The 21,936-nt window shown below is 50.4% G+C and carries 15 protein-coding genes; 3 read left to right on the forward strand and 12 right to left on the reverse strand.

The window, feature by feature from the left end:
- Nucleotides 1-3 precede the first annotated feature (3 nt).
- From ACEVG1_RS11685 to ACEVG1_RS11720, 8 genes are all read right to left on the reverse strand, one after another.
- A complete protein-coding gene (locus ACEVG1_RS11685) occupies nucleotides 4-1,455 on the reverse strand; it encodes a sulfatase (RefSeq protein WP_374743860.1) in 1,452 nt (483 codons plus the stop codon).
- Between the two features lie 27 nt (nucleotides 1,456-1,482).
- Nucleotides 1,483-3,429, reverse strand: a complete 1,947-nt coding sequence (locus ACEVG1_RS11690) for a beta-L-arabinofuranosidase domain-containing protein (RefSeq protein WP_374743861.1) — start codon at nucleotides 3,427-3,429, stop codon at nucleotides 1,483-1,485.
- A gap of 39 nt (nucleotides 3,430-3,468) precedes the next feature.
- On the reverse strand, nucleotides 3,469-4,866 hold the full coding sequence (locus tag ACEVG1_RS11695) for a sulfatase (protein ID WP_374743862.1): 1,398 nt from the start codon (nucleotides 4,864-4,866) through the stop codon (nucleotides 3,469-3,471).
- A gap of 1 nt (nucleotide 4,867) precedes the next feature.
- Complete coding sequence (locus ACEVG1_RS11700) at nucleotides 4,868-7,018, reverse strand: alpha-L-rhamnosidase C-terminal domain-containing protein (RefSeq protein ID WP_374743863.1); 2,151 nt, start codon at nucleotides 7,016-7,018, stop codon at nucleotides 4,868-4,870.
- A gap of 1 nt (nucleotide 7,019) precedes the next feature.
- On the reverse strand, nucleotides 7,020-8,684 hold the full coding sequence (locus ACEVG1_RS11705) for a RagB/SusD family nutrient uptake outer membrane protein (RefSeq protein WP_374743864.1): 1,665 nt from the start codon (nucleotides 8,682-8,684) through the stop codon (nucleotides 7,020-7,022).
- A 28-nt stretch (nucleotides 8,685-8,712) separates the two neighbouring features.
- Complete coding sequence (locus tag ACEVG1_RS11710) at nucleotides 8,713-12,105, reverse strand: TonB-dependent receptor (RefSeq protein WP_374743865.1); 3,393 nt, start codon at nucleotides 12,103-12,105, stop codon at nucleotides 8,713-8,715.
- A 235-nt stretch (nucleotides 12,106-12,340) separates the two neighbouring features.
- A complete protein-coding gene (locus tag ACEVG1_RS11715; protein WP_374743866.1) occupies nucleotides 12,341-13,516 on the reverse strand; it encodes a FecR family protein in 1,176 nt (391 codons plus the stop codon).
- 75 nt (nucleotides 13,517-13,591) lie between these two features.
- Nucleotides 13,592-14,197, reverse strand: coding sequence for an RNA polymerase sigma factor (locus ACEVG1_RS11720; RefSeq protein ID WP_374743867.1), 606 nt, complete (start codon nucleotides 14,195-14,197; stop codon nucleotides 13,592-13,594).
- Nucleotides 14,198-14,693: 496 nt separating this feature from the next.
- On the opposite strand from ACEVG1_RS11720, the gene ACEVG1_RS11725 reads away from it, so the two are divergent.
- Together ACEVG1_RS11725 and ACEVG1_RS11730 are read left to right on the forward strand one after the other, a co-directional pair.
- A complete protein-coding gene (locus ACEVG1_RS11725; RefSeq protein ID WP_374743868.1) occupies nucleotides 14,694-14,930 on the forward strand; it encodes a UPF0175 family protein in 237 nt (78 codons plus the stop codon).
- Entirely contained in the window at nucleotides 14,905-15,378 is a 474-nt protein-coding gene (locus tag ACEVG1_RS11730; protein WP_374743869.1) for a DUF3368 domain-containing protein, read from the forward strand. Before ACEVG1_RS11725 ends, ACEVG1_RS11730 begins: the two co-directional genes overlap by 26 nt.
- A 76-nt stretch (nucleotides 15,379-15,454) precedes the next feature.
- On the opposite strand, the gene ACEVG1_RS11735 is transcribed toward ACEVG1_RS11730, so the two are convergent.
- Entirely contained in the window at nucleotides 15,455-15,970 is a 516-nt protein-coding gene (locus ACEVG1_RS11735) for a hypothetical protein (protein ID WP_374743870.1), read from the reverse strand.
- A gap of 446 nt (nucleotides 15,971-16,416) precedes the next feature.
- Between ACEVG1_RS11735 and ACEVG1_RS11740 the strand changes: the two genes are divergently transcribed.
- The gene (locus tag ACEVG1_RS11740; protein ID WP_374743871.1) at nucleotides 16,417-16,872 is read left to right on the forward strand and encodes a hypothetical protein; all 456 of its coding nucleotides are present in this window, start codon (nucleotides 16,417-16,419) and stop codon (nucleotides 16,870-16,872) included.
- Nucleotides 16,873-17,039: 167 nt separating this feature from the next.
- Here the strand turns inward: ACEVG1_RS11740 and ACEVG1_RS11745 are convergent, their stop codons facing one another.
- The 3 genes from ACEVG1_RS11745 to ACEVG1_RS11755 form a co-directional block, all read right to left on the reverse strand.
- Entirely contained in the window at nucleotides 17,040-17,297 is a 258-nt protein-coding gene (locus ACEVG1_RS11745; protein WP_374743872.1) for a hypothetical protein, read from the reverse strand.
- Nucleotides 17,298-17,636: 339 nt separating this feature from the next.
- Nucleotides 17,637-18,920, reverse strand: coding sequence for a glycosyl hydrolase family 28-related protein (locus ACEVG1_RS11750; protein ID WP_374743873.1), 1,284 nt, complete (start codon nucleotides 18,918-18,920; stop codon nucleotides 17,637-17,639).
- A gap of 64 nt (nucleotides 18,921-18,984) precedes the next feature.
- The gene (locus ACEVG1_RS11755) at nucleotides 18,985-21,909 is read right to left on the reverse strand and encodes a trehalase family glycosidase (RefSeq protein ID WP_374743874.1); all 2,925 of its coding nucleotides are present in this window, start codon (nucleotides 21,907-21,909) and stop codon (nucleotides 18,985-18,987) included.
- Nucleotides 21,910-21,936: the final 27 nt, after the last annotated feature.

Here is a 21,936-nt window from a genome sequence, read left to right on the forward strand (position 1 = left end):
CTTTCAAAAAGGTCCTTTGTTATGATTACGGGTCGCATCGCGGGATGCACCGGGCATCTCGCCTTTCACTTTCCTGAATTTTCCATCGGGTTTCGCAATGCGGTGCGTCAGTACCTCCGGTTCCGTATCGCCCGTTTCGCGCTGCCACCGGTGGAGGATGTCCCGCAACCGGTCAATCTGATGCGCATACGTCGGGTTGCCGATCTCGTTGCGTACCTGCACACTGTCGGTCGCCATCACATAGAACTCCTCCCTCGGCCGCGGCTTTAAAAACGGCTCCCGTTGCAGTTCGGTTAACTTTCCGCTGCCCACTAATCGCTCCAGCGACCGGTAGGAAGGGGTATTCCGCACATCCAGCGAGCCGCCGTTATCCATTTGCGGCCGACCGTTGTACACATATAAGTAATCTTTTGTCCGCACTGCCCGCTCGTATGCCTCGAAATCATGCCAGTTGTGTTCGGAGAATACATAGTTCCGAAAAGACGAGGAAGGCTTTTTCAGCACCGAAACGAAGCTCCGCCCCTGCATATCCGGCGTGGGGGTTACCCCAGCGATATCCAGTAGGGTTGGACCGACATCCACCCCGCTGCACAGCGCTTCGGTAACGCCGGACTGCTCCACTTGTTCCGGCCAATATACCACAAAAGGCACCTTCAATCCCCTGTCCTGCAAGCGGGTCTTGCCGCCGGGGAAGGGTCGTCCGTTGTCAGCCATGAAGATGATCACCGTATTGTCCAGTATCTTCTTTTTCCGGAGACTTTGCACAATCTTCCCCACGTAGCTGTCCAATCGGCCGATCTCGTTGTAATAGGACGCCAAATCGCCGCGCGTTTCGCCATCGTCCCACAATGTCGCCGGAACCTCCACATCTTGTTCCGGGTCGTGAAGCACATGGAATTGGCTATCTGCCGACCACGGGCGGTGCGCATCGATAGCGGCCAGCCAAAGGAAAAAGGGTTTGCCGCTGGCATGCGCGGTGTCCAGCACATCCATCCATTGTTTTTCGCCTCCCTCACCGTTGCGTTTCCGGCCAACCTCCATCCGGTCATACGCCCGGGCCGTCTCCGGCCCCTCGTGCCATTTGCCGGCAAGTGCCGTATAATACCCTGCTTTCTGCAAAAGCTCAGGGAAAAAAGTCAGGTGTGCGGGTAGTGGTTCGTGCAATTCGGCCGCACCCGTATTGTGCGGGTACCGACCTGTAAGCAAACTTGTCCGGCTCGGACTACAGGAACTGGAAGTAACGTACATGTTGTTGAAACGGATCCCCGTTTCCGACAACCGGTCGATGTTGGGGGTACGCACTTTTCCGTTGCCGTAGCACCCGATGTCGTCGTAGCTGATGTCGTCGCCGATCACCAGAATAATGTTGGGCGGATTCGTTTTAGTCTGCGCAACGACAGGGCCTGATACCGCCAACGGCACCACCAAAAACAGGAAATTGATCAGTCGATTCATATTTTTCGCTTTTTGGACATCCAATCGTCATCTCGCTTTCGGGAAAGACACCCGGCGTAGCACCGTGTTACCCATGGGCACCAAGGAAACCTTGATATCCTTTCCTTCGATATTTCGCAATCTCGTCTGTATGCTGACCACAGGATCGTCGAAAGGGAATTTACCTTGGATCAAGCGGTCATTAGCGACCAACTCATACACCGGTTTTTCCGGCAACTGGTAATCCCAGCCGGTGGAGTCCGTACAAACCACGTCCCACTTGTAAAAACCGCTCGTATTGTATGCTCTCAGTGGGCGCCGCGCATACGGAAACGCGAGCGCAAATACCAGTGGGCCACGCTGAATAACGTACTGCTCACCACCTGTCGAATCCACGTCTGCATATTCTTCAATTTCAAAATCAAATCCGACACGGACGCGATCGCCCGTTTTCCATACCCTGGTCAACGAAACCGTACTACCCGTCGAATCCATCTTCGCGTCGGAAATACCACCGATATCCACGTGTTGAACGCCAAAGGGTTTTCGGAACGTAAAGGTAAACGATGCAGGTTCACTTACCGTAAAAACAAAATCAATTTCATCACTGAACGGATAGGACGTCCGTTCATCTACCGTAACAGCTACCCCTTTCAGGTTGGTCGTATACGAGGACGGGCCGAACAGTACAGCGGCAATTCCCGATTCGTCGGACTTATCCATCCACATGCCTTCCACGTAGTAAGGCATTAATCGGCCAGAATTGAGCGCACAGCAGGCCGCAGCTTGGTGGTTGCAATCATAGGCATATCTATTGAGGTATTTTTCCGGATCGATCGTCAGGCGGTTATCCGTGGTAAGGTAACTCACTCCACTCATATCTGCAAACCTCGCCCCTTGGGCTGCGTTGAACACCGCGCGTTCGGTGCGGTCCGCATGCCGGAGGTCTCCCGTAAAGCTGATGATCCGGTTAAAGGGGCTGATCATTTCCGTAATGCCGCAGTATTCATACGCCTCATTGGCCGTCCCTTTGCGTTTGCTGACATTTTCATCGGCGCGCAGTGCTCCGCTTGGTGTAGTCGAATAATTCAGTTTGAACATGGCGTTCTGCGCATAACGTTTGTATTCCGGGCTTTGATACAATCTGTCCATCCAAAACGGAATAAAGAATCCCTCGGCAACATGGGCGCCGTGATCACCGAAATACAACTGCCGTTTTCCAAGTCTTTTGGGTGCCAGATCGTTGATGTTCGTATTCGCACGATCCAAGTCGTCGTACAGCTTTTGGGCAAACTCCGCATACGTCGTCTTGCCGGTCGTCCGCGCCAGCCATTCCAGCACTTCCACAAACCCCACACCGTGGCCCGTTCCTCCATCACGGCCATAGGCAAACGGGTTTTTTTCCCGGTATGCATCCATTGTCAACTGCACGGCTTTCTCCACACCTTCCAATACGCGTTCCTCGCCGGTAAATTCATAGTAGGCTGCGAGTGCCATCAGCATCCGGCTCTGTGTCCAAAGCTCCCCGTTCGCTCCGGTGAAGTTATAACGCGTATTGGGTTCATTTCCGGAGGCGTAGATGCCGATGTAACCTGTTGCATCTACGTGCGTTACGATATCGTCGACCCACCGCTTGGCGCTGTCGATGTACCGCTGGTTCCCGGTCAGGTAGGCCATCCGGACAATCGCATCTTTCCAGTACCCTTCGTGCTCGCCGCTCCACCAGTCCATGCGGTTGTCATAACGCCGCCCGGCAAATCGGTTCTGGGCAACAAACAGGTTATACGCCACGGTATTGTTAATCTGGTCGAACTGCCCGATCAATCCATGCGCCAGATCCCTTTCCATCTGGTTCTTGATCCATCCCGCTGGTTTGATTGCCCCTGCTTTGGCAATCCGATACACATACGTCTGCCCCTGCTGGGCGCTAAGACTAAAGACGGAAATGAGCAGCATCAACAAAACTGCACCTTTCCGGTTTACTATTTTCTTCATCGTTTAAAATATGATCGTTTTCAATTCATCCATGCGTCATCACTTCGCCGCTTCTTTCAATTCAACAAGCCGTTCACGCAATACATCCAACTCACGCCGGTATTTCCTCCGATCTATGAGGTTAGTTGTCTCCCGTGGATCACGGTTGATATCGAAGAGCTCTTCATACCCGTGCTCCATAAAGTTCATGTACTTAAAGCGCCTGGAAACCACCCCTTCCACCTGCGGGATTTTCGGCGATCCCATGAAATAATGCTGATAGAAAAAATCATCCCGGTCCGGAACAGCTCCTTCCAACACCCCCAACAAGTTGTGTCCCTGCAGGGTACCGGGCGGATCCAGGCCAGCCAATGCCAATATGGTCGGCGCGACGTCGATATTGAGGGCCATGACCTCTGGCTTGCTTCCCCTCAGGTCGGAAGGCAATCCCGCGTAATCGATCAACAGCGGTATGCGAATCGACTCTTCATAACCATACCATTTGCCCTCCAGACCATGTTCGCCCAGCAGCATACCGTTGTCTCCCAAAAACACAATGGCCGTCTGGTCTGCAATGCCCAATTGGCGGAGCGTGGCCACCATGCTCCCGATGACCTCGTCGACACCGGTGATTAGCCGATAGTAATTCTTGACATTTTCCTGGAACAATGCGGGTGTACCCAGTAGTCCTTCCCATCGCTTACGGCCGATATTGGCTTCAGACCGGAGAAATGGAGGCAGGCGTTCAACATATTTATTGGAGGCGGTGCGGGGCACCGGCATGACCTCCTCCCGGTAGCCCTGTTTATACCGGTCCTGTACCACGTAGGTCGGCGGATCTCCATCCAGTTCATGGGGGGCTTTGAAGCTCACCGACAAACAGAAAGGCCCGCTGGTACCGTATTGGCCCAGGAATTTCCGGATAGCACGCCCGATGGTATCCGTATCGTGGATTTCTTTTCCATTGGCATCCAGGGTGACATAAGGAGGCTGCCGATCGTTCCCCTCCGGTTCGGTGCTCATCCAATAGTCAAAATATTCCGCCGGCGGGCTATTACCCACGCCAAATTTACCGATAAAGGCGGTGGTATAGCCCGCCGCCTTCAATAGCATGGGGTAGGTCTGTGAAAATGCTTCCGGGGAGAAATTTTTGACGAAATTGTTGATGCCATGCCGGGACAAGTACTGGCCGGTCAAAATGCTTGCCCGGCTTACCGCGCAGATGGAGGTTGTAACATATGCATTCCGGAAATTTATTCCCCTGTTTGCCAGACTGTCCAAATGAGGCGTTTTAACGATTGGGTTCCCAGCGACCCCTAACGCATCCCAACGGTGGTCGTCAGTTACGACCACAATGATGTTGGGCCGTCCGGATACCGGCTTCTGAGCGTATAAGCCTGTTACAGATCCCAGTCCCCACAAGGCCACAATGGCGTAACATCTTACTTTTTCTATCATTTTATTTTTCGTTTGACCAATACCTCACCGTATATTCCGCTACCGACGGCTCAAGCTGGATGGCGTACCAGTTATTACCCAAAGATTTAACAACCGCATTGCCTGTATCTACCTTCGGCATCTTACGGCTTTGCAACTTCAACGTACCCCGTCCTGTTCCCGGATTTACCCGTACGTTCTGCCGATCCATAAATACACCAATGGAACCGGAAGGTGTGGGTACCTTTCCGTCGATCCAATCCAATCCACCGAGCGACGGCGTAATTTCATACGTTTTATATCCCGGCGATAGTGGCCTCACCCCCAACAGGTATTTACCAAATAGGTAAACCGGGTTTGCGCCCCAGGCATGGCATAAACTCTTACCAAACGGTCTGCCATACATGGCATACCGTTCTTTTCCTTGTTCATTCGGGTCAAAGGTTTCCCAGAACGTGGTAGCTCCGGCTTCCAACATACCGCCCCAATAGTCTCTGACGTAGTTGACCGCCGCCGCCTTTTCCCCGATTTCGCACAGCGCCGCCAACTCATAAAACTTCATGTATGGTGTGGTAATGGCCTGCACCGAATCATTCAGGATCACATGCTCCTTGATCTGCTGTTTCTTTTCCGGCGAGACATAATCAAACAGCACCGCAAACAGGTTGGCATACCGCGTCACATCGGTCGATAAGCGTCCGTTTTCCCTGGTGTGGACGAAAGCATGCTTTCGTTCGTCCCAAAATACGGCTTCGATTTTTTTCTTCAGCGAAACCGCAGTTTCGCGGTAGGCCGCTGCGGCCTCCTCGTCGCCAGCCAGCCCGGCACAATAGGCGGTAGCCTCCAGGCTCTTGGCCAGCAGCAGCTGTTCAAAGCTGATGGCACCTTTTTTATCCATTTCAGCCCAGTCGATAAACACCCAGTCGCCACGCAGCCCTTCCACAAAGCCTTCCGTATTCCTCCGCTCCAGGCAAAACTGCAACAACGTTTTCATCCGGGGGTACACCTGTTTGACAAAACTCGTATCGCCGGTATATAGATAATGATCATATATGCCAATCAGCCAATAAAACGAATAATCCAGAATCGTATTGATATGGGTCTCCACCGGATCGTGTCCCCGGAGCGCGTAGATGGTCCGTTTATTTACCGCTTCGTCAAAGAACGTGTAAAAGTTCATTAAGTAGCTCTGGTAGGCGTCTCCAGACCATATCCAGTGATCCCGCTTGATCCCGTCGATCAGAAATGCGCGGGTATTGAGGTGGAGCGTGTATAACGAAACGTCATAAATCCGGTTTAACAACGTGTCGGAGCATGAAAAACCACCCCTATTTTCCACCGGAAGGAATTCATAAAGTGCCTTCACACTTGGCAGGGGAACATCGCGATCCGCTACGATATATACATAACGAAATGCGCGGGCAGCCAATGTATCGGTCTGAGGGGCGCCCTCCCTTACGGCCACCCGGTCATACGTTTCAGCCAGCTTTTCGGCTAATGCTTCCTGCTTGGTTTCGCCATAGTACACGTGAAGGTTGCCACGCCCTTGCAGCCGCTCCAAAATAACCTTCCCGTAAGTTTCCTTCTCGAAATCGAGGAGAAGCCGCCGATCATCCTGTTCCAGCACCCGATAGTCCATCGGGGTGTAGTGGAGACTGAAATGCGAGGGAGGTGATTCCGGATCGGCAAACTGTCCAGCCTCCGCCTTTTCAAACCGTTGGTTTTGGTTGGTCACCTGCCAGGTTTCATCAGTAAACACCCGGTCGCCCCGTACCAGTAGCGCCGGTAATGCCCCGTGGTTTTCCACCAGGATACGGAGCTGATGTTTACCGGCAGGCAGCCGGATATTCATGGGATCAAAATCGGAAATGATCTGTTGATCCACACGGATTTGGAAGTTTCCTTCCGCAAACACTTTGATAGCGGTAGGCGACTTGATATCGTATACCTTTTGGAACCGCACCAGCCCGTAAGGAGCGTCAACGCGCCAGAATGGAGGATAAGGTTGCCCGCGCTCCTGCCTAAGTCCCGAGGTTTGCGTATGCAACCAAATCGCAAAATCCCCGGGATACCATATCCATTTTCCGTTGTTCGTTTCCTGCGCTTGTGCAAGACCGCTGCAAAGAATAAGCCACCATAAAACAAACACCCGATTCTTCGTCAGCAATAACATGTTACCAGCCTGTGTTTTGTGATCCAAAATTCGGGTTCGCGTTCAGTTCCGCCATCGGTATGGGCAATGTCAACATCCGCTCCGTAAAATTCTCGAACAAGCCATTGTCCTTACGGCCACCCCGCCATTCCTTCGCCTGGTTGTTCCATACGGGACGGCCATCAGGAATTTGGGGCAGTACTTCATCCACGATGTACAGGTACATGGGTCTGCCGTCAGGCGCCTTCATCCGCACCAAGTCGAAATGGCGTTTACAATCTTCACCGATAAATTCCAGACCGCGTTCTTTCAAGACGGCCATGCGGAATTCCGCTTGCGTAAGTCCCTGAGTCAGATCGGTTGGCGCCAGCGAAGGCGTACCATTTGCTTTCCGCGCCCGGATGCGCAACTGGTTGAAAGCGTCATAAGCGGCTGTGGTAGGCCCATTCAATTCATTCTCCGCTTCGGCATAAATCAGATAGATCTCGGAAAGCCTCAATACATAACTGTCGTTTTCGTTATTGTATTGCTGTGCGCCGATGTCCTTGTACTTTGCAAGAAAAGGCTGGCTACTTGCACCGGCACCTGCTGGCACGGGATTGGGGTAACTAACGAATTGCCTACCGTTCGTCTGATTCGTCCAGGAGGTTGCAAACGATACCTCAACCCGGTAATCGCCTTCATATTCGCCTGTCGTATATTGATCGTAAAAATAGGGTTGCACGGCGTACCACCCCACGGCGCTACCCGTAAAACCGGAGTTATTGGGCGGTGAATAATCTCTTGCGAACCGCGATCCAAGTGAGTTCTCCGCATTGTTCGTTGGATCGCGCGTATATTGGATGCCGTAGATCACTTCGGTATTGTAATTACTTTCTTCCAGGCTAACGTCCCACAGATCTGCATAATCCTCCACCAACGCGTACTCGTTTGACTGAATGACCCTATCCGCATAGTCCTTTGCCAGCTGATAGTAAGCCAGCTTATCACCTGTTCCTTCCCGATCCAGGTAGTTGGCATACGTCAAATAAGCCAGTGCCAGCATGCCTTGTGCCGCTCCCCGGGTAGCACGCCCGCGATCTACCTGATCTTTCGGCAGCAATACCTCGCTCGCCGCTGTAAAATCGTCAAAGATGAGCCGATAAACCGAATCGACGGAAGCCCGCGGTAAATTTTGATCGTCATCCAGCGTAAAGGCCTTGGTCCGTATCGGTACGCCGCCGTAAATCCGTACTGCATAAAAATAACTAAATGCCCGTAGAAAACGGGCTTCGCCCACACTGCGGCGGATAAAATCTTCATCCACAACGCCACGAAGACCTTCGGCCGTTTCGATATAGCCATTGGATGCGGCAATCAGCTGATACAATCCCTGCCACAATAACTGATTGCGTAACCAATTGGCGTCAAACAGCCGATTGGCCTGTACAACGGTCTGCGATGCCGCCGCATTAATGAAATGGCAATCGTCGGTATTGAGCATCATATAAATCCCCAATTTGAAGGGATAGGGATTCAACTGTGCGTAGATACCTCTTAGCTGCACGTCCAGATCGTCTTCATTCTGGACTACCTCGGGGCCTGGGACACCCAGTAGCTCCTCGTCAAGCTGACATCCTCCAAACCACAATACGGCAACAAAGGCGAGCAGTTTGGTCAGCAGTTTTTTACAAAAATTTCTTCTCATAATCTTTACGGTTTTTCCAATCTTCCTATCAAAACATAATCGTAACACCTCCGGTAAACGTCCTACCCGGTGGCGCGGTGTATGAATCCACTCCGGGAGCGGTTGACCCGGAGGTACTGACTTCCGGATCATAACCCTTATAATCGGTAATGGTAATTAAGTTCGTCCCGGTAGCAAATAATTTTAACTGTTGGATCTTCCGGATCCCCATGCGTTCCAGCGGGAACTCATAGGTAAACGTTAGGCTCCGCAGCCGGATGAACGACCCATCTTCGACGATATAGTTGGTCATCCTACCACCGAACGGATTGCCCCGAACGGACGGCGCCGCATATCGGTTGCTTGAACCGGGCCCCGTCCAGCGGTTGTCATACGCCTCCTGAGACATGTTCCAGTTGCCCAGCGCCCGTAACCCATCCATGCGGTACCGGACCAGGTTCGCTATCTCCTGTCCCATCGTTCCCGTAATCAGCATGCTCATTCCAAAGGACTTGTATGATAAATTGTTGGTCACCCCGAACGTATAGTCCGGAAACGGACTCCCCAGATCCACCACGTCGCCGTCGTCAATTACCTGGTCTCCATTCACATCAACAAAACGGAAGGAACCCGGCGCATTCGGTTCCACACCGTCAACCGGTCCGTTATTTGCTTCCTCCTGAGTCTGGTATACGCCATCGATCAGGAATCCCTGTAGCATATACATGGGTTGCCCCACGCGCGATGCCCAGATGGGAAACGATATGTTACTAAAGGTGCGGGTTTGGGTAATTTCGGCCAAATCGCCCAGATCAAGCACTTTATTCCGGTTGAAGGAAATATTTCCGGATACATTCCACTTGAATACGTTGGTGAGCAGATCTGCTCCTACCTCAACTTCCACCCCTTGATTCCTGATTCTGCCAAGGTTGGTTGCGTAGCCTGAAAAGCCTGTCGTTATTGACAGGGGATAATTCCCCAGCTGATCGCGGGTATCCTTGATGTAATAGTCCACCGTTGCATGCAACCGATTCTTCCAAAAAGCCATATCCAGTCCCCAATTCCATCCGCTGGCCGTTTCCCAGTGCAGGGTATTGTTTTCGAAGCGCGTGGGAATATAACCAACCGGGATCTGGTTGCCAAAGACAGCCTGTTTCACGCCGAAAATCGCTTGGCTACTCCCCGGAGGGATGACCTGATTGCCGGAGAGTCCCCAGCTGGCCCGCAATTTCAAATCAGAAAACAGCTGCTGTTCTTCCATAAAACGTTCTGAACCGGCATTCCACGAAACGCCGAGGGAAGGAAAGAACGCCCATCGGTTCTGCGCAGCCAGTCGTGTTGAGCCATCATAGCGGCCTGTAGCGGTAACAACATAGCGATCATCAAACGAATACACGGCCCGGCCAATGTACGATGCCAGCGCATAATTGGCAAACCGGAGCACGGGCTTGCGGATCACATTGGCCAACTCAAAATTATAATGCTGGGTTGCGTCGCTTGGAAAATCACTGGCAGAAATGGTGGTACTCCGGTTTGCCCATTCCTGCCAGGTATAACCAGCAAACGCATTGATCCGGTGTTTACCGAACTGCCGATTAAAATTTAACGTATACTCCACGAGGTAGTTGCTGTTATCCACGCTAAACACCGTTGCATAGCCGTTGGGGCCTATCCGTCCCAAAACCGTGTTGCGTCCGCTATATAAATCCCGATTGATGTCATCCTTGTTGTAGGAGGCATTTAGTTTCATCGAAAGCCCTTTTAGAATCGTATAAGTCAGGTTCGCATTGCCCAGCAACGTCCGCTTTTTATACGTATCAAAACGGTCATAGAGCAAGGTAAGCGGATGGTTTTGGTCTTCTTCCGGTACCCCGGTATCCCAATCTACGTTTTGGTAGGGTGGAAAACCCAATGCCGAAGACACAATAGAGATATTAGCTGCATTGCCCGCCCCGACAATGGAGTGCGGTATCGCATTGCTCGTGGACGCTGAATAGAACGAGCGCACGGCGAACTTCAGTTTCTTCGAAAAATTCCGATCGTAGTTGACCCGGGCGCCATAGCGTCGAAACTTAGAAGTCTCAATAAGCCCCTCGCTATTGTTATAATTACCAATGATCCGATAGGTAGACCGTTCATCGCCTCCGGTCAATGACACCTGATGGTCCATCGCGAGGGCTTGCTGATAGACCAGGTCCTGCCAGTCGCGGTTTTCCAACACCCGTTGATCATACAATGAATCCTGGGGAAAAGGAATGGCAACCCCTGCATTCGTGCTGGCCTCGTTATAAAAATTCATGTAGTCCTCCGAATTCAACATGTCGTATTTTTTTGCCAATCCGGTCGTAGAAACATTAAAATTATATTCGATCCGGTCTTGTCCGGCTACCCCGGCTTTTGTTGTGATCAACACCACCCCATTGGATGCCCGGGAACCGTAAATAGCTGTTGCAGACGCATCCTTCAGAATTTCAATCGACTCGATATCGTTCGGATTCAAACTCGCCAATCCGTTATTGGTTACCATGGGACGCAAAGCTCCTCCCTGAATTCCCCCTTCATCGACACTGGGGCCCCACGATCCTGCCTCCACCGGCACCCCGTCAATAACAATCAGCGGCTGGTGGTCCGAAAACGAGCTCACGCCACGGATGTTGAAGGTAATTTCCGAACCGGGGATCCCCGAATTGTTCATGATCTGCACACCTGCCGCTTTACCAACCAACAGATCCGAAACGGCGACGGCCGGCCGTTGCTTCGCTTCGTCCCCGATTTCAACGCTGGATATCGCACCGGTGATATCCGACTTTCGCACCTCCCCATACCCAATGACCACCACCTCGTCCAGATCCGACACCAACGGTTTCAACACAATCTGCAAATTGGACTCACTGCTAACCACTGCTGTTTGATGCTCCTGGTACCCTATCATCTTAAAAACCAGTACGCGCCCAGGCAAAACCCGAATGCGAAACCGGCCATTTGCCCCCGTCGCGGTGCCTCGATTTACTCCCTTAACAACGACAGACACCCCTTCCAAAGGGTTCCCCAACGAATCGGTTACCCGTCCGCCGATGTCTAATTGCTGCTGTATCGCCTTCGGTACGCGATTCGGCTTGCCTGATTTATCGGACCGGCTATTTTGCAAGGGGATCTTTTTGATGAATATAGTCTGTTCCCGGATATCGTATGCCAGCGATTCGGGCTCCAGCAGCCGATCTAAAAAGATATTCAATGGCATTCGGTCTGCGGCAATGGTAATGGGTTTCGCAACTTTAATAAGCTCATCGGCATAAATTACCTGATAACCCGTTTGCCGTCCGATTTCTTCGAATACCCGTACAATAGATTGCTTATTCGTACGGAGTGTAACGGTTTGCGAACGCGATGTGGCACTCACATGTATCAACCCGATGACAAGCAACAACATGGTGATTTTCATAATTCGGAATAGTTGGGTTAATTTATCGGACAGTTCCCTCCCCTCCGATAACGGGATTACATAATTTATCATTACGTTTGTACAGTTTGGATATTGGAATCCGGTTTTACAATTTGGTTCTATGTCGTATTGGCAATATCTAAACGGGGGAAGTGTTGCTACCACTTCCCCATTTTAGATTTTAGTATATCATTCTTTCATCTCTCTAAATTTATAGGTTTACAAAATCGGTTAACTACTCGATAATTAGCTTATTTCCCTCAATTTTAAAGCCGATCTGTGACGCATCCAATAAATTCAAAACCGTCAAAAGGCTGACATTTCGCCTCATCCGGCCACTGAATGTTTTCGATGGAACCGAGTTTTTATAGACGACTTCAATGTCGTACCACCGTTCAATTTGGCGCATCATATCGGCAAATGGTGTCTGCTTGAAGTGAAACATTTCCGATTTCCAGGCGACATAAAGGCTGGTATCTACCTCGCGAATTTTTGTGGTAGCTGCGAGAACGGTGCTCTGCTCTCCGGGCACGAGGCGGTCAACAGACCCTGATTTAAGATTTACAATCTGTACACTGCCCTCGATTAACGTTGTTTGGGTCGCGGCCTCATTTTTATAGGCGTTCAGGTTAAATTCTGTGCCCAACACTTCAATCTCCTGTCCGTTGCTGATAACCTTAAACGGTCGCCTCGGATCGCTGGTGACAGAAAAGTAGGCTTCACCCGAAAACTCCACAACCCGTTGGGTTTCTGAAAATTTGCCGGGATATTTCAAGGTAGAAGCCGCATTTAGCCAAACTTTGGTGCCATCGGACAGGGTAATTTGATAACTGCCCCCTTTCGGCGTTGTTATCGAATTGAGCTTTTCACGCTCCATCTTCCATGCTGCATTTTCAACTACGTCACTTCCGTCAAGATACGTAAGTCCATCTCCAACGATAATCCCAGCCTGTGTCTTATTTAGATTTATCGTCCGGCCGTCTGCAAAGGTAAGCATGGCACGATTGCCGCCGGGTTTGATTTTAGCCGCAGCCAGTTGCGTATTTATCGTGTCCTGTTTATCATCTAAATCTAACATGAACCACACTCCCAGACTAACCATAACAATAACAGCCGCCGCAGCGGCAAACCATAATTTGCGCGTTAAGAAAGGCCACCTTTGCAATCGCCTTTGCCGATTGATGCGGTCCATCACACGTTGGTGGGCGGCTTCGGCAACGCGATCCACCCGCTGTTGGCTGATATAATCGCCTCCATCCTGCCGCTCCATGGCCTTGAGTAAGAGCTGAAAGGCGCCGTCGGATCGTCCATCAATACCGAAATAGTCCATCAACTCCACATACTCGTCTTCTGTGACCGTATGCCGCAGATATTTATCAAACAGTAGACGTATCCGGTAATTATCTTCCACTTCGCGTTATTTTTGTTTAAATACGCTCGAAGTACAAAATCGGCTAGTTCCCGAAGTCAAAAAAATAAAAATAGATTAAAAAAGGCCCCTGGCAAGCTGTTCAGCTATAAAAACAACCAGCAATACACGGGATTCCGGTCGATCATATTGGCTCTTCAGGTATTTATTGGCCTTGATGATGTGATCGCGGACAGCCGAAACGGAAATGTGCAGTAAGTCTGCTACCTGTTGATAGGTCTTTTGCTCGAATTTACATAATAGGAATACCCGTTTACGCTGGGGAGATAGTTGGTCAAGCACCTTATACAGTGTTTCGTCCATCTCTTGCTGACGAACCGTGTCGGGATTTTCCTGCTGGAGTAGCGTCGTTTCCCAAAATGCCCTGACCGATTTCTGATCCCTCGCCAACTTCCGGAAATGATCGTGTACCAAATTAGCCGATATCCGGAAAAGGTACCCCGCAATAGGTTGTTCAGGATCAATTGTTTCCCGTCTGTCCCACAGCCGGAAGAATAGTTCCTGCAGGGTGTCTTCCGCCAGGACATCGTCCTTAAGCAAGGAAATCAGGTTGCGGGTCAGTTGGGATTTGTACCGGTCATATAAACTATTGAATGCCCGGTGATCACCTTGTCTCAACCGGAGCAACAGCGCTTTCTCGTTCCTCTGAACTATCGTTTTCATCGTTGATATTCGCTGCGTAATCGCATAGTTGCTACCTGTTTCAACATACCCGCAATCAATTATGACTGGATTATATAGTCCCTTAACTGGCTCTTTGCTCCGGCTATCATGTGGATTATGGAACAATTGTTTACCGCCAAATGTAAAAACTTAATTTTGTATAGCCATCCTGTGCTGTCGGAGTTTTGATAGTAAAATGCAAAGGGCAAAATCAACAAAAAAACCTGGTAATAACCGGATTATAACTTCATCGGGATTTGGAATTTCCCCTCCTTAATTCGTATTTACCAATGTACCAAAAAGACATAATTATGAAGAGGTATTTTTGGAACCTAATGGCGCATCTGAAACGAAAGATTTCGTAAGCTTACCGCCAATATCGCGGGGCGGTTTGAGAGCCGGTTAGAACTATTGAAGTACCTGTGCGATAGATAGCAATCTTGTTTTCATTTTTGTCGTATTACATTGTATTACCAAAATTTCGTATCTTTACATCATGACTACGCTGACACTTGAGGTACCGGAATCCCTGCAAAAAAACAGGGATGATACTGTCCGTTTCCTTGCAGCGAAGCTGTATGAATCGGGCAAACTGACATTGGGGCAGGCCGCGCAGATGGCGGGTATGAAAAAATGGGATTTCGCTGAAATCCTTAGTGATTATGGTGTGGACTACATCCAGTACACCTATGAGGACGTGGTAGCTGATGTCGAGCGAATCTCCAACCGTTAGTACGGTCATCACCGACGCCAGCTGCTTTATCCTGCTGGATAAAATCGATGGCCTGACTATCCTCGAATCCTTGTATTCTTTCGTCATCACTACGCCGGAAATCGCTGCCGAATACGGCAAACGCCTCCCCGCTTGGGTGGAAGTGCGCGCCGTGGGAAACCGCGACCTGCTGTATGACTACACGGAAAAAGTGGATATCGGCGAGGCAAGCGCCATCGCCCTGGCGTCCGAGATCCCTTCCCCCCTGCTGATCCTCGATGACCTGCGCGGGCGGAAACTTGCCGACCAGCTACAATTGGATTATACCGGGACCGTTGGCGTCCTTACCCTCGCCCGGAAACGGGGCATCATCGACAGTCTCCATTCCTACTTCGACCGCATCCGTGCCACGAACTTCCGCATTCCTGAACGGCTGTTAAAGGCCCTTGAGGAAACTTATGACCGTTGAGTCCTCCGTTCTGTTTACCCGAAATTTCAAAGAACTTTTGTGCCGCTCACTGCGACCGATATCGTAAGACTTGGCCTTACGGCGGTGCGGTGCCGGAGCGCATGTCGTCGGCGAGGGCTTGGATGCCTTTTTTAATGCTGCCGTATTTGGCGGTGTATTGCTGGACTTTCACTTTTTCGCTTTCCTCAGTGGTGTAGGTGAGGTACTCCTCCAACGATACTTCGGTGCGGTAGACCTTGCCGGGTGGGTAGATGTATACTTCCTTGTATATCCTTTTCGGATCATTGGCACGGTTCATCGAGAGGATGAGCGCCTTCTGCCTGTCGTTCAGCCCGAGCATGTCCTGCAGCTGATCGAACCGGTTTTCGTATTTGGACTGGTCCAGCAGGATCTTGCAGTCGGCGTTGTTAATAATCGCCTGCTTGTAGGGGCCTTTCGTCTGTATGTCGGTAAAACTCCGCGGGGCATCCACCTGCGTAATCCTCGACTGCCATCTAATGAGTATGCCGAACAGCGGCGTAACGCGGAAATCCACGACCATGCCTTGGTGCACCGGCTGATTAGCGTTGTCGCTCCCTACCGTGAATTTCATGTCCGGCGGGGTGATCCTGGCGAGATTGGCAGGAATGGAAAAGAATGCCTAAGCGGTATGGATATCGCAGGATAGTTGTTGGGAGCGGGCTAAGCGGTATATTCTAGCCATTGCCGGATTATAAGTGCTGTCAATGGGATTCTTTTGATTTTTTCTTCGACGGCTCTGCCTGATCATTGAACGCCAGACATATTTCCAGCCAAAAACTGAAATCGTCCGGATCGGTATACCCCTCGGGGTCGACATAGCAATAGCCGGGCAGGTGAACAATCGAGAGAGTTCTTCGGGTGTTGTTGCTTTTTCCATCGCGTGCTTTTACCAAAGGTAAGGCAAAGGAGCATAAATTCCTGCCTTTTGTAAAATTGATGCTAGATAGGATGAAGGATTACACCAATTTCCCTCAAAGTTGTTTATCTTCACACAGAAAGGAGGATACGGCCATGTCCATGAACAAATTTTTCACGTCCCTGATTACACTATTGGCATGCAGTGCCAGTGCACAGGCGCAGGTAATCGTCAACCCGGATGGGACGCATTCCGTTGCCATGGGAAATATCATTGTGAATTCCGATGGTACCCATTCCGTGCGCACGGGCGATGTGATTGTCAATCCGAACGGCACCCATTCGGTGATCAGCGGGAATGTGCTGGTGACCCCGGATGGTAAGCATGTCCCTTTTTTTGACACGAGCCAAAAAGAGGCCGATCACAAGGCAGCCGCAAGGGACGATAACCGCTACAGGTATGGGGCCATGGCGCAGCGTGCGCTATGGTTAAAACGCATGGATGCCCTTAAAAAGCAACGCCGGGAGGAGCGCAAGCTCCGGAAAGCCCGGAATAAAGAACTGCGGGATGTTTTTCACCGTGACGTCTACGGTGAGCCAAAAAAATTCCATGAATAATTTTATTAGTGTAAAAATTACACTATCTTTGCATCATCATAATTTAGGTTTATAATTGGTTAGTAAAGGTTTCCATTCTCCCCGTTTGGAAACCTTTCGTTTTTTAATCCCCCTACCCCGCTTATCTCTTATGCCATTTCGAGCGTGCGATGGCATCCTCTCTTTCATCAGCATTTAGCGCGAGACGTACCTACTGGGTTTATAATATTGGTTTTTGGGATAGCTTGATGCTCACAAGGTACAGGCGGTTCCCGTTCAATCCGCTCCAATGCATCCAAGTTATTATGCGGAAAAGATTTTACATTGGTGGTCAGGCACCCTTCGTATACGCTTGCATGGACAGCCATATCTAAAATGGCCAAATCCTCTTTTTTCAGCATCGCTTGTAGCGTAGCGCTGTTAGCCGTATATCCTGTTGAATACACAATGGCACTGGCCCGTTTAAAGAACGCCGCGCAATGCTGTCCTCAATCTCCCGATGGAACAGGTAATGACCACCAATAGGCGGAGATGCTCCTGCTCCGGAACCATATTTTTCAATACCCAAAATTGCCGCTTTCTTCACCAGATGATGCTGTGTAAACCCAAGGTAATCGTTCGATACCAGACTCACGAACGAACGATGTGGGTTGCCCGGTAAGTTAAGTTCTACAAACACTTCCTCGACTCTTGCGCAACTGGTTATTAATATTGGAGAGCTTGCACCTGATAGTCTATCCTTTGCTTATGCTAAATACCTTAACACCAGATGTAACGAGTCGAATTCAATAGTCAATTATTTCCAACGTACTTGTTGAATCTGCATATACAGTCTGGTTTCCAGCCCGGAAATCCGGTTTCCCTCCGAATATATTTGCATTTGCATAACTCGGCGATGTGGAGGTATTCCGTATACATAATGCATCGAAATTGAATTGATTATTGGAAATGGAAACATAGCCGGAACGTTCCGAAATGTCTATTGCTATTCGCCTCGGCGATGCGGGTTCCGTAAAGTGATTGTTTGCTATGATGACATCCGTGGCATAGTCACAATTGATATCTCTTGACTCAAAATCAGTTACCGGATCCGTGTTTCCCAAATAAACGCTGCCAGCTTTGTTACCACCACAATAAAACAGATTATGGCTGATATTCACCTGCCTAATTCCTTTCAGGAAAACGCCGTTTTTCCTGTAATTGATGTGACTGTTGGTTATCCGGAATGCCGGCTCACCCCATTGGGGGAAATCTTTCAAGTCAATATATACACCATGATCTACCCCCACGATGTAAGATTTATCAATAATCCCGTCTTCTGGATTTTTCAGAATCGCTTTGTAGGTGATGCCGTATTCGACTTTCCCCCATATATAACAATTCGTGACCAAAGGACTGTAACAATCTTCCAAATAAATACCGTGTCCCATCGAAATACCCGCTGTATTTGCTCCGTACCGTGACGTTATCTCGACGCGCTCGAAAGATGGGTACCATGCATTATAGCACATAACCCCGTTTTGAAAATAACCAGAGGAGTGCTTTTCGCCCCTAATTAGGACATTCTTTAACTGTAGCATCCTGCTGTGATGATCGCCCGGGTTTGCGTTATTAAACTCGATAGCAGTACCTTCACCTTCCCTGTTCGCAACGATTGACATATCCCGTATCGTAACCGATAATAAATTGGTTTTCCCTTTAAAGTAAAGTCCCCCGTCATCATTATCACATACCAGCTCGGTAACATCCTGCCCAGCCCCTCTAATCACTAGTCCCCGGTGAAAATTGTAACCAAAAAACAGCGTGCTATCAATAGAGACACGCTTTGATATCCGGTATCTACCTGACGGTATGTAAACTTCAATCTGCTTTTTACCGACCGCTGCGGCAAGAATCGAATCAAATGCCGGTGAACTATCGCCTACTCCCGTGCTATCGGCACCAAAATCTACGATGTTGTAGCTCGCCTGCACTTCTCCATAAATTCCACCTTCTCCCCCATCCGGTTCAACAATGATTTCGTTGGTGCACGATGTTGTTAGTGTAAAGATCAACAGCACTGCTGCCATCGCATTTAATCTGTTTTTCATAATTCTGGTTCTTTTATGTTTAAAATTTAAATCTGATACTGGTTCATTCCTGAAAGATCTCCGGGTACTTCCGGATAAAATAGACCGGTGTGCAGCTCCACGCATGGCAATAGCTGTTCATCGGATAAAAACCATAGGGGCTCAGGTAATCGTTCCCTTCGTCGAACACTTCCCAGAATGTATCGGCACCTTTTTTTACCATGCTTCCCCAATACGACGTCAGTTTATCTTTTGCTTCCTTATGAAGCCCGGAATTGATCAGTGCCTGTATATAGTAATGATACAGATACGGCGAATTGGGTTTCACCGCATCCGTCCGCTCTTCCAAGGCAAGCAAGACCTCTTTTGCCTCCTCGCCCGTTACCATACCTCCCAGGACCATCCAGATCTGGGATGCATAGGAAATCTGCGGATCAAGCGCTCCCGCAAACAGACGATTCTGCCGGTCGTACATCTTATCAAGTGCAGCCCGCACCATCCGATCGGACAACGCAGGCAGGTCGGATAATTCGCCCTCGACGCCCAGCTTCGAGGCCAGTGCATACGATTCCTTTAATGCGAACACCAAGAATCCCTGCAGCGCAGCTTCCCTGTGAAGTTTGTCATTCCAGTCGAAGAACACCCAATACGCTTTCATTGCCCGGGCGTAGTCAACCAGTCCGTCGCTCATTACCAGATTCCGCACGATCTGTACCTGTTTCCTGGCCACCGGCCACAGATCCATGACCGTCGCGGTGTCGCCCGTTGCATCCAGGTAATCCTTCAGCGCCGCGTTATACAATAACGCGTATTCCAGCAGGAACCGTCCCTTCTGGGCATGCGGCTCCGGCCGCTCAAATAATGTCGGATACAGATACCCCGACGTATCGCTGACTCCCGCCAGCAGATAAAGGCACCTCCGGGTCAGATCCTGCTGCCGATAGGACCGGTTATTGGCCATGGCCTGTAGGTAAAGGTCACCCGTCCAGAGCCGTCGGTCCCTTTTCGGGCCGTCCTCAAAAACCGTCTGCATGCACTCCCTCAGCGTGAGCAGCCCGATGCTGTCAATGCGTGCGATCAGCGGATCGGTGCCGGCAGCCAAGGCTTCCGGTTTATCCGATGCTGAAGTGGCTGCCTCGCAGTAAGCCGCATTGAAGGCAAACGCATAGTTCGGCATTCCGATTACTTCGACCTTCACATAGCGGAAAGCCATCCGTCTTTCCACGCTAACCGTATCCGACATGGTCATTACCGTCACCTCCTCATCCTGCAGCCAGCCCTTTGATAAGGTGCCGGGATACGGATCGAACGGTACGGCCACCTCTGATGGTACTTCCCCGAACGTAAACCGTAACTTTACGGGCGCATCGGCCGCCCGATTCAGCGCACGTAACGAAAAGTGAAAGGTTCCGGTTAGATGTTCTCCGAAATCGAGTACAGCTGCCTTTCCCTTGGAGAAGGGTAAAAGGTAAAATGCATGGATCGGCCGGGGGTTGGTAGCGGCATACCCCTGGAAAGCTTCCGTTGAAAGGGAAATATCAACCAATCTGACCGGGTATCGCTTCGTGCGGATTAGTTTTGGGGTATTTGCCCGTGCTTTCTCCAGCCACGGTTCGCGCATACCCGCATAGTGATCGGGCAGGGAGGCAAGCAGGTCGGAGATTGCTACAAATACGCCTGCCGTCCAGCCCAGGAATTTCGGCATTTCATACTCATTGACGGTATTTACTGAACCATCGTCCATGTTGTACTTCTCCCATAAGTGGTTTGTTCGTCCGAAATTCCCCGAAACCGTATGCAGGTATTTTCTGCCGATACGTTCTGCCTCACGCCGGTAACCGTAGTCGGACAGCCCCTTCACTGCAAGGTAATGTAGTGGCGGCCACCCATTGGGGTTGTCCCATTGATAGGTATAATCGCGGGGGCCTTCCGCGCAGGTCTTTATCCCATGCGGGGTTTCCAGCAGGCCGAGTGCCGAGACGATGGATGCCGCCTGTTGCTCGTCCGCCAGGCCATTGTACAGCACGGAAAACTGGGCTGCGGAGATTATGCCGGATTGCCGGTGGTTTACGAAGTCATAGTCCGTGAACAAGCCCGATTCCGGATCCAGCAGGTACCGGTTCATCAGTACCCTGCGCGCTTCGGCCCTTTGCTCCCACCGGACTGCCTCAGCGGCTTCCCCGAGCAACCGGTAAAACCGGGAGAAGTTCATTTCATACGTATACAGGTTACTGTTCAGGTCAATCGGATTGAAATCTCCGCATCGGTTACCGAACCGCGGGTTGAAGTCCCAGCCCGATTCGGCTTCTGCCAGCACATGTCCGCCCATGCGGATAAGCTCTTCATCGCTCTTTCCTTCCAGCACCCGTTTATCTCCCGAACGGGATGCCCAAAGCTTGGCCATTCCTATTTTCTCTGAGTCAGTAGCGGAAGAAGCATAGCGGTTCAGGCCGTTGGGCGCCAACCGTTGCGTCATCCAGAACCGGTACTCTTGCTCCAATACCGGAACGGCTTTACGCAGCCAGACCGTGTCATGCTCATAATCAAAAATATCGGAGACCATCATACTCAGGTACGGAGGCTGCGAACGGTTCAGCAACCCCTTGCTGCTGCCGTTTGGCATGTAACCATATTGGGTTACCAGGTAGAGGATGTTTTCGACATTATTTTTTGCCTGATCCATGTGGCCATCACGCAGCAATCCCAGGTTGGTGAAGTAGGTATCCCAATAGAACATCGCCCTGAAAGCCGTTTCCCCCTGTACCGTGGGTATACTGTATGGATACGGAAGTTGGATAACCTCGGCGGTCGACGTTGGCGTGCGCATCACGGTCCCTTCCCAGTTCTCCAGGATGTAATCACGGGTTTGCTTGATTAAGTCTTCCTTCGGTAAGCGGTCCGCCTGGGCGGAAGAAGATGTCACCTTTAATAAGAAAAAAAACAGATACACAGATAGCATGGCCCACCGACCTTTTACGTGAAATGTCATGTTTCTGAATGTTTGTATAGTTAGTAT

Origin of the sequence: Parapedobacter sp. 2B3 (assembly GCF_041925275.1) — a bacterium.
GTDB classification, from domain to species: Bacteria; Bacteroidota; Bacteroidia; order Sphingobacteriales; family Sphingobacteriaceae; genus Parapedobacter; species Parapedobacter pyrenivorans_A.

What these genes read in the sequence shown, in the direction of transcription:
- ACEVG1_RS11740 (WP_374743871.1), top strand. Translation starts at nt 16,417, where the DNA reads ATGAACAAATTTTTCACGTCCCTGATTACACTATTGGCATGCAGTGCC.
- ACEVG1_RS11730 (WP_374743869.1), top strand. Translation starts at nt 14,905, where the DNA reads ATGTCGAGCGAATCTCCAACCGTTAGTACGGTCATCACCGACGCCAGC.
- ACEVG1_RS11700 (WP_374743863.1), bottom strand. Translation starts at nt 7,018, where the DNA reads ATGTTATTGCTGACGAAGAATCGGGTGTTTGTTTTATGGTGGCTTATT.
- ACEVG1_RS11750 (WP_374743873.1), bottom strand. Translation starts at nt 18,920, where the DNA reads ATGGCAGCAGTGCTGTTGATCTTTACACTAACAACATCGTGCACCAAC.
- ACEVG1_RS11735 (WP_374743870.1), bottom strand. Translation starts at nt 15,970, where the DNA reads ATGAAATTCACGGTAGGGAGCGACAACGCTAATCAGCCGGTGCACCAA.
- ACEVG1_RS11720 (WP_374743867.1), bottom strand. Translation starts at nt 14,197, where the DNA reads ATGAAAACGATAGTTCAGAGGAACGAGAAAGCGCTGTTGCTCCGGTTG.
- ACEVG1_RS11725 (WP_374743868.1), top strand. Translation starts at nt 14,694, where the DNA reads ATGACTACGCTGACACTTGAGGTACCGGAATCCCTGCAAAAAAACAGG.
- ACEVG1_RS11690 (WP_374743861.1), bottom strand. Translation starts at nt 3,429, where the DNA reads ATGAAGAAAATAGTAAACCGGAAAGGTGCAGTTTTGTTGATGCTGCTC.
- ACEVG1_RS11685 (WP_374743860.1), bottom strand. Translation starts at nt 1,455, where the DNA reads ATGAATCGACTGATCAATTTCCTGTTTTTGGTGGTGCCGTTGGCGGTA.
- ACEVG1_RS11710 (WP_374743865.1), bottom strand. Translation starts at nt 12,105, where the DNA reads ATGAAAATCACCATGTTGTTGCTTGTCATCGGGTTGATACATGTGAGT.
- ACEVG1_RS11705 (WP_374743864.1), bottom strand. Translation starts at nt 8,684, where the DNA reads ATGAGAAGAAATTTTTGTAAAAAACTGCTGACCAAACTGCTCGCCTTT.
- ACEVG1_RS11755 (WP_374743874.1), bottom strand. Translation starts at nt 21,909, where the DNA reads ATGACATTTCACGTAAAAGGTCGGTGGGCCATGCTATCTGTGTATCTG.
- ACEVG1_RS11695 (WP_374743862.1), bottom strand. Translation starts at nt 4,866, where the DNA reads ATGATAGAAAAAGTAAGATGTTACGCCATTGTGGCCTTGTGGGGACTG.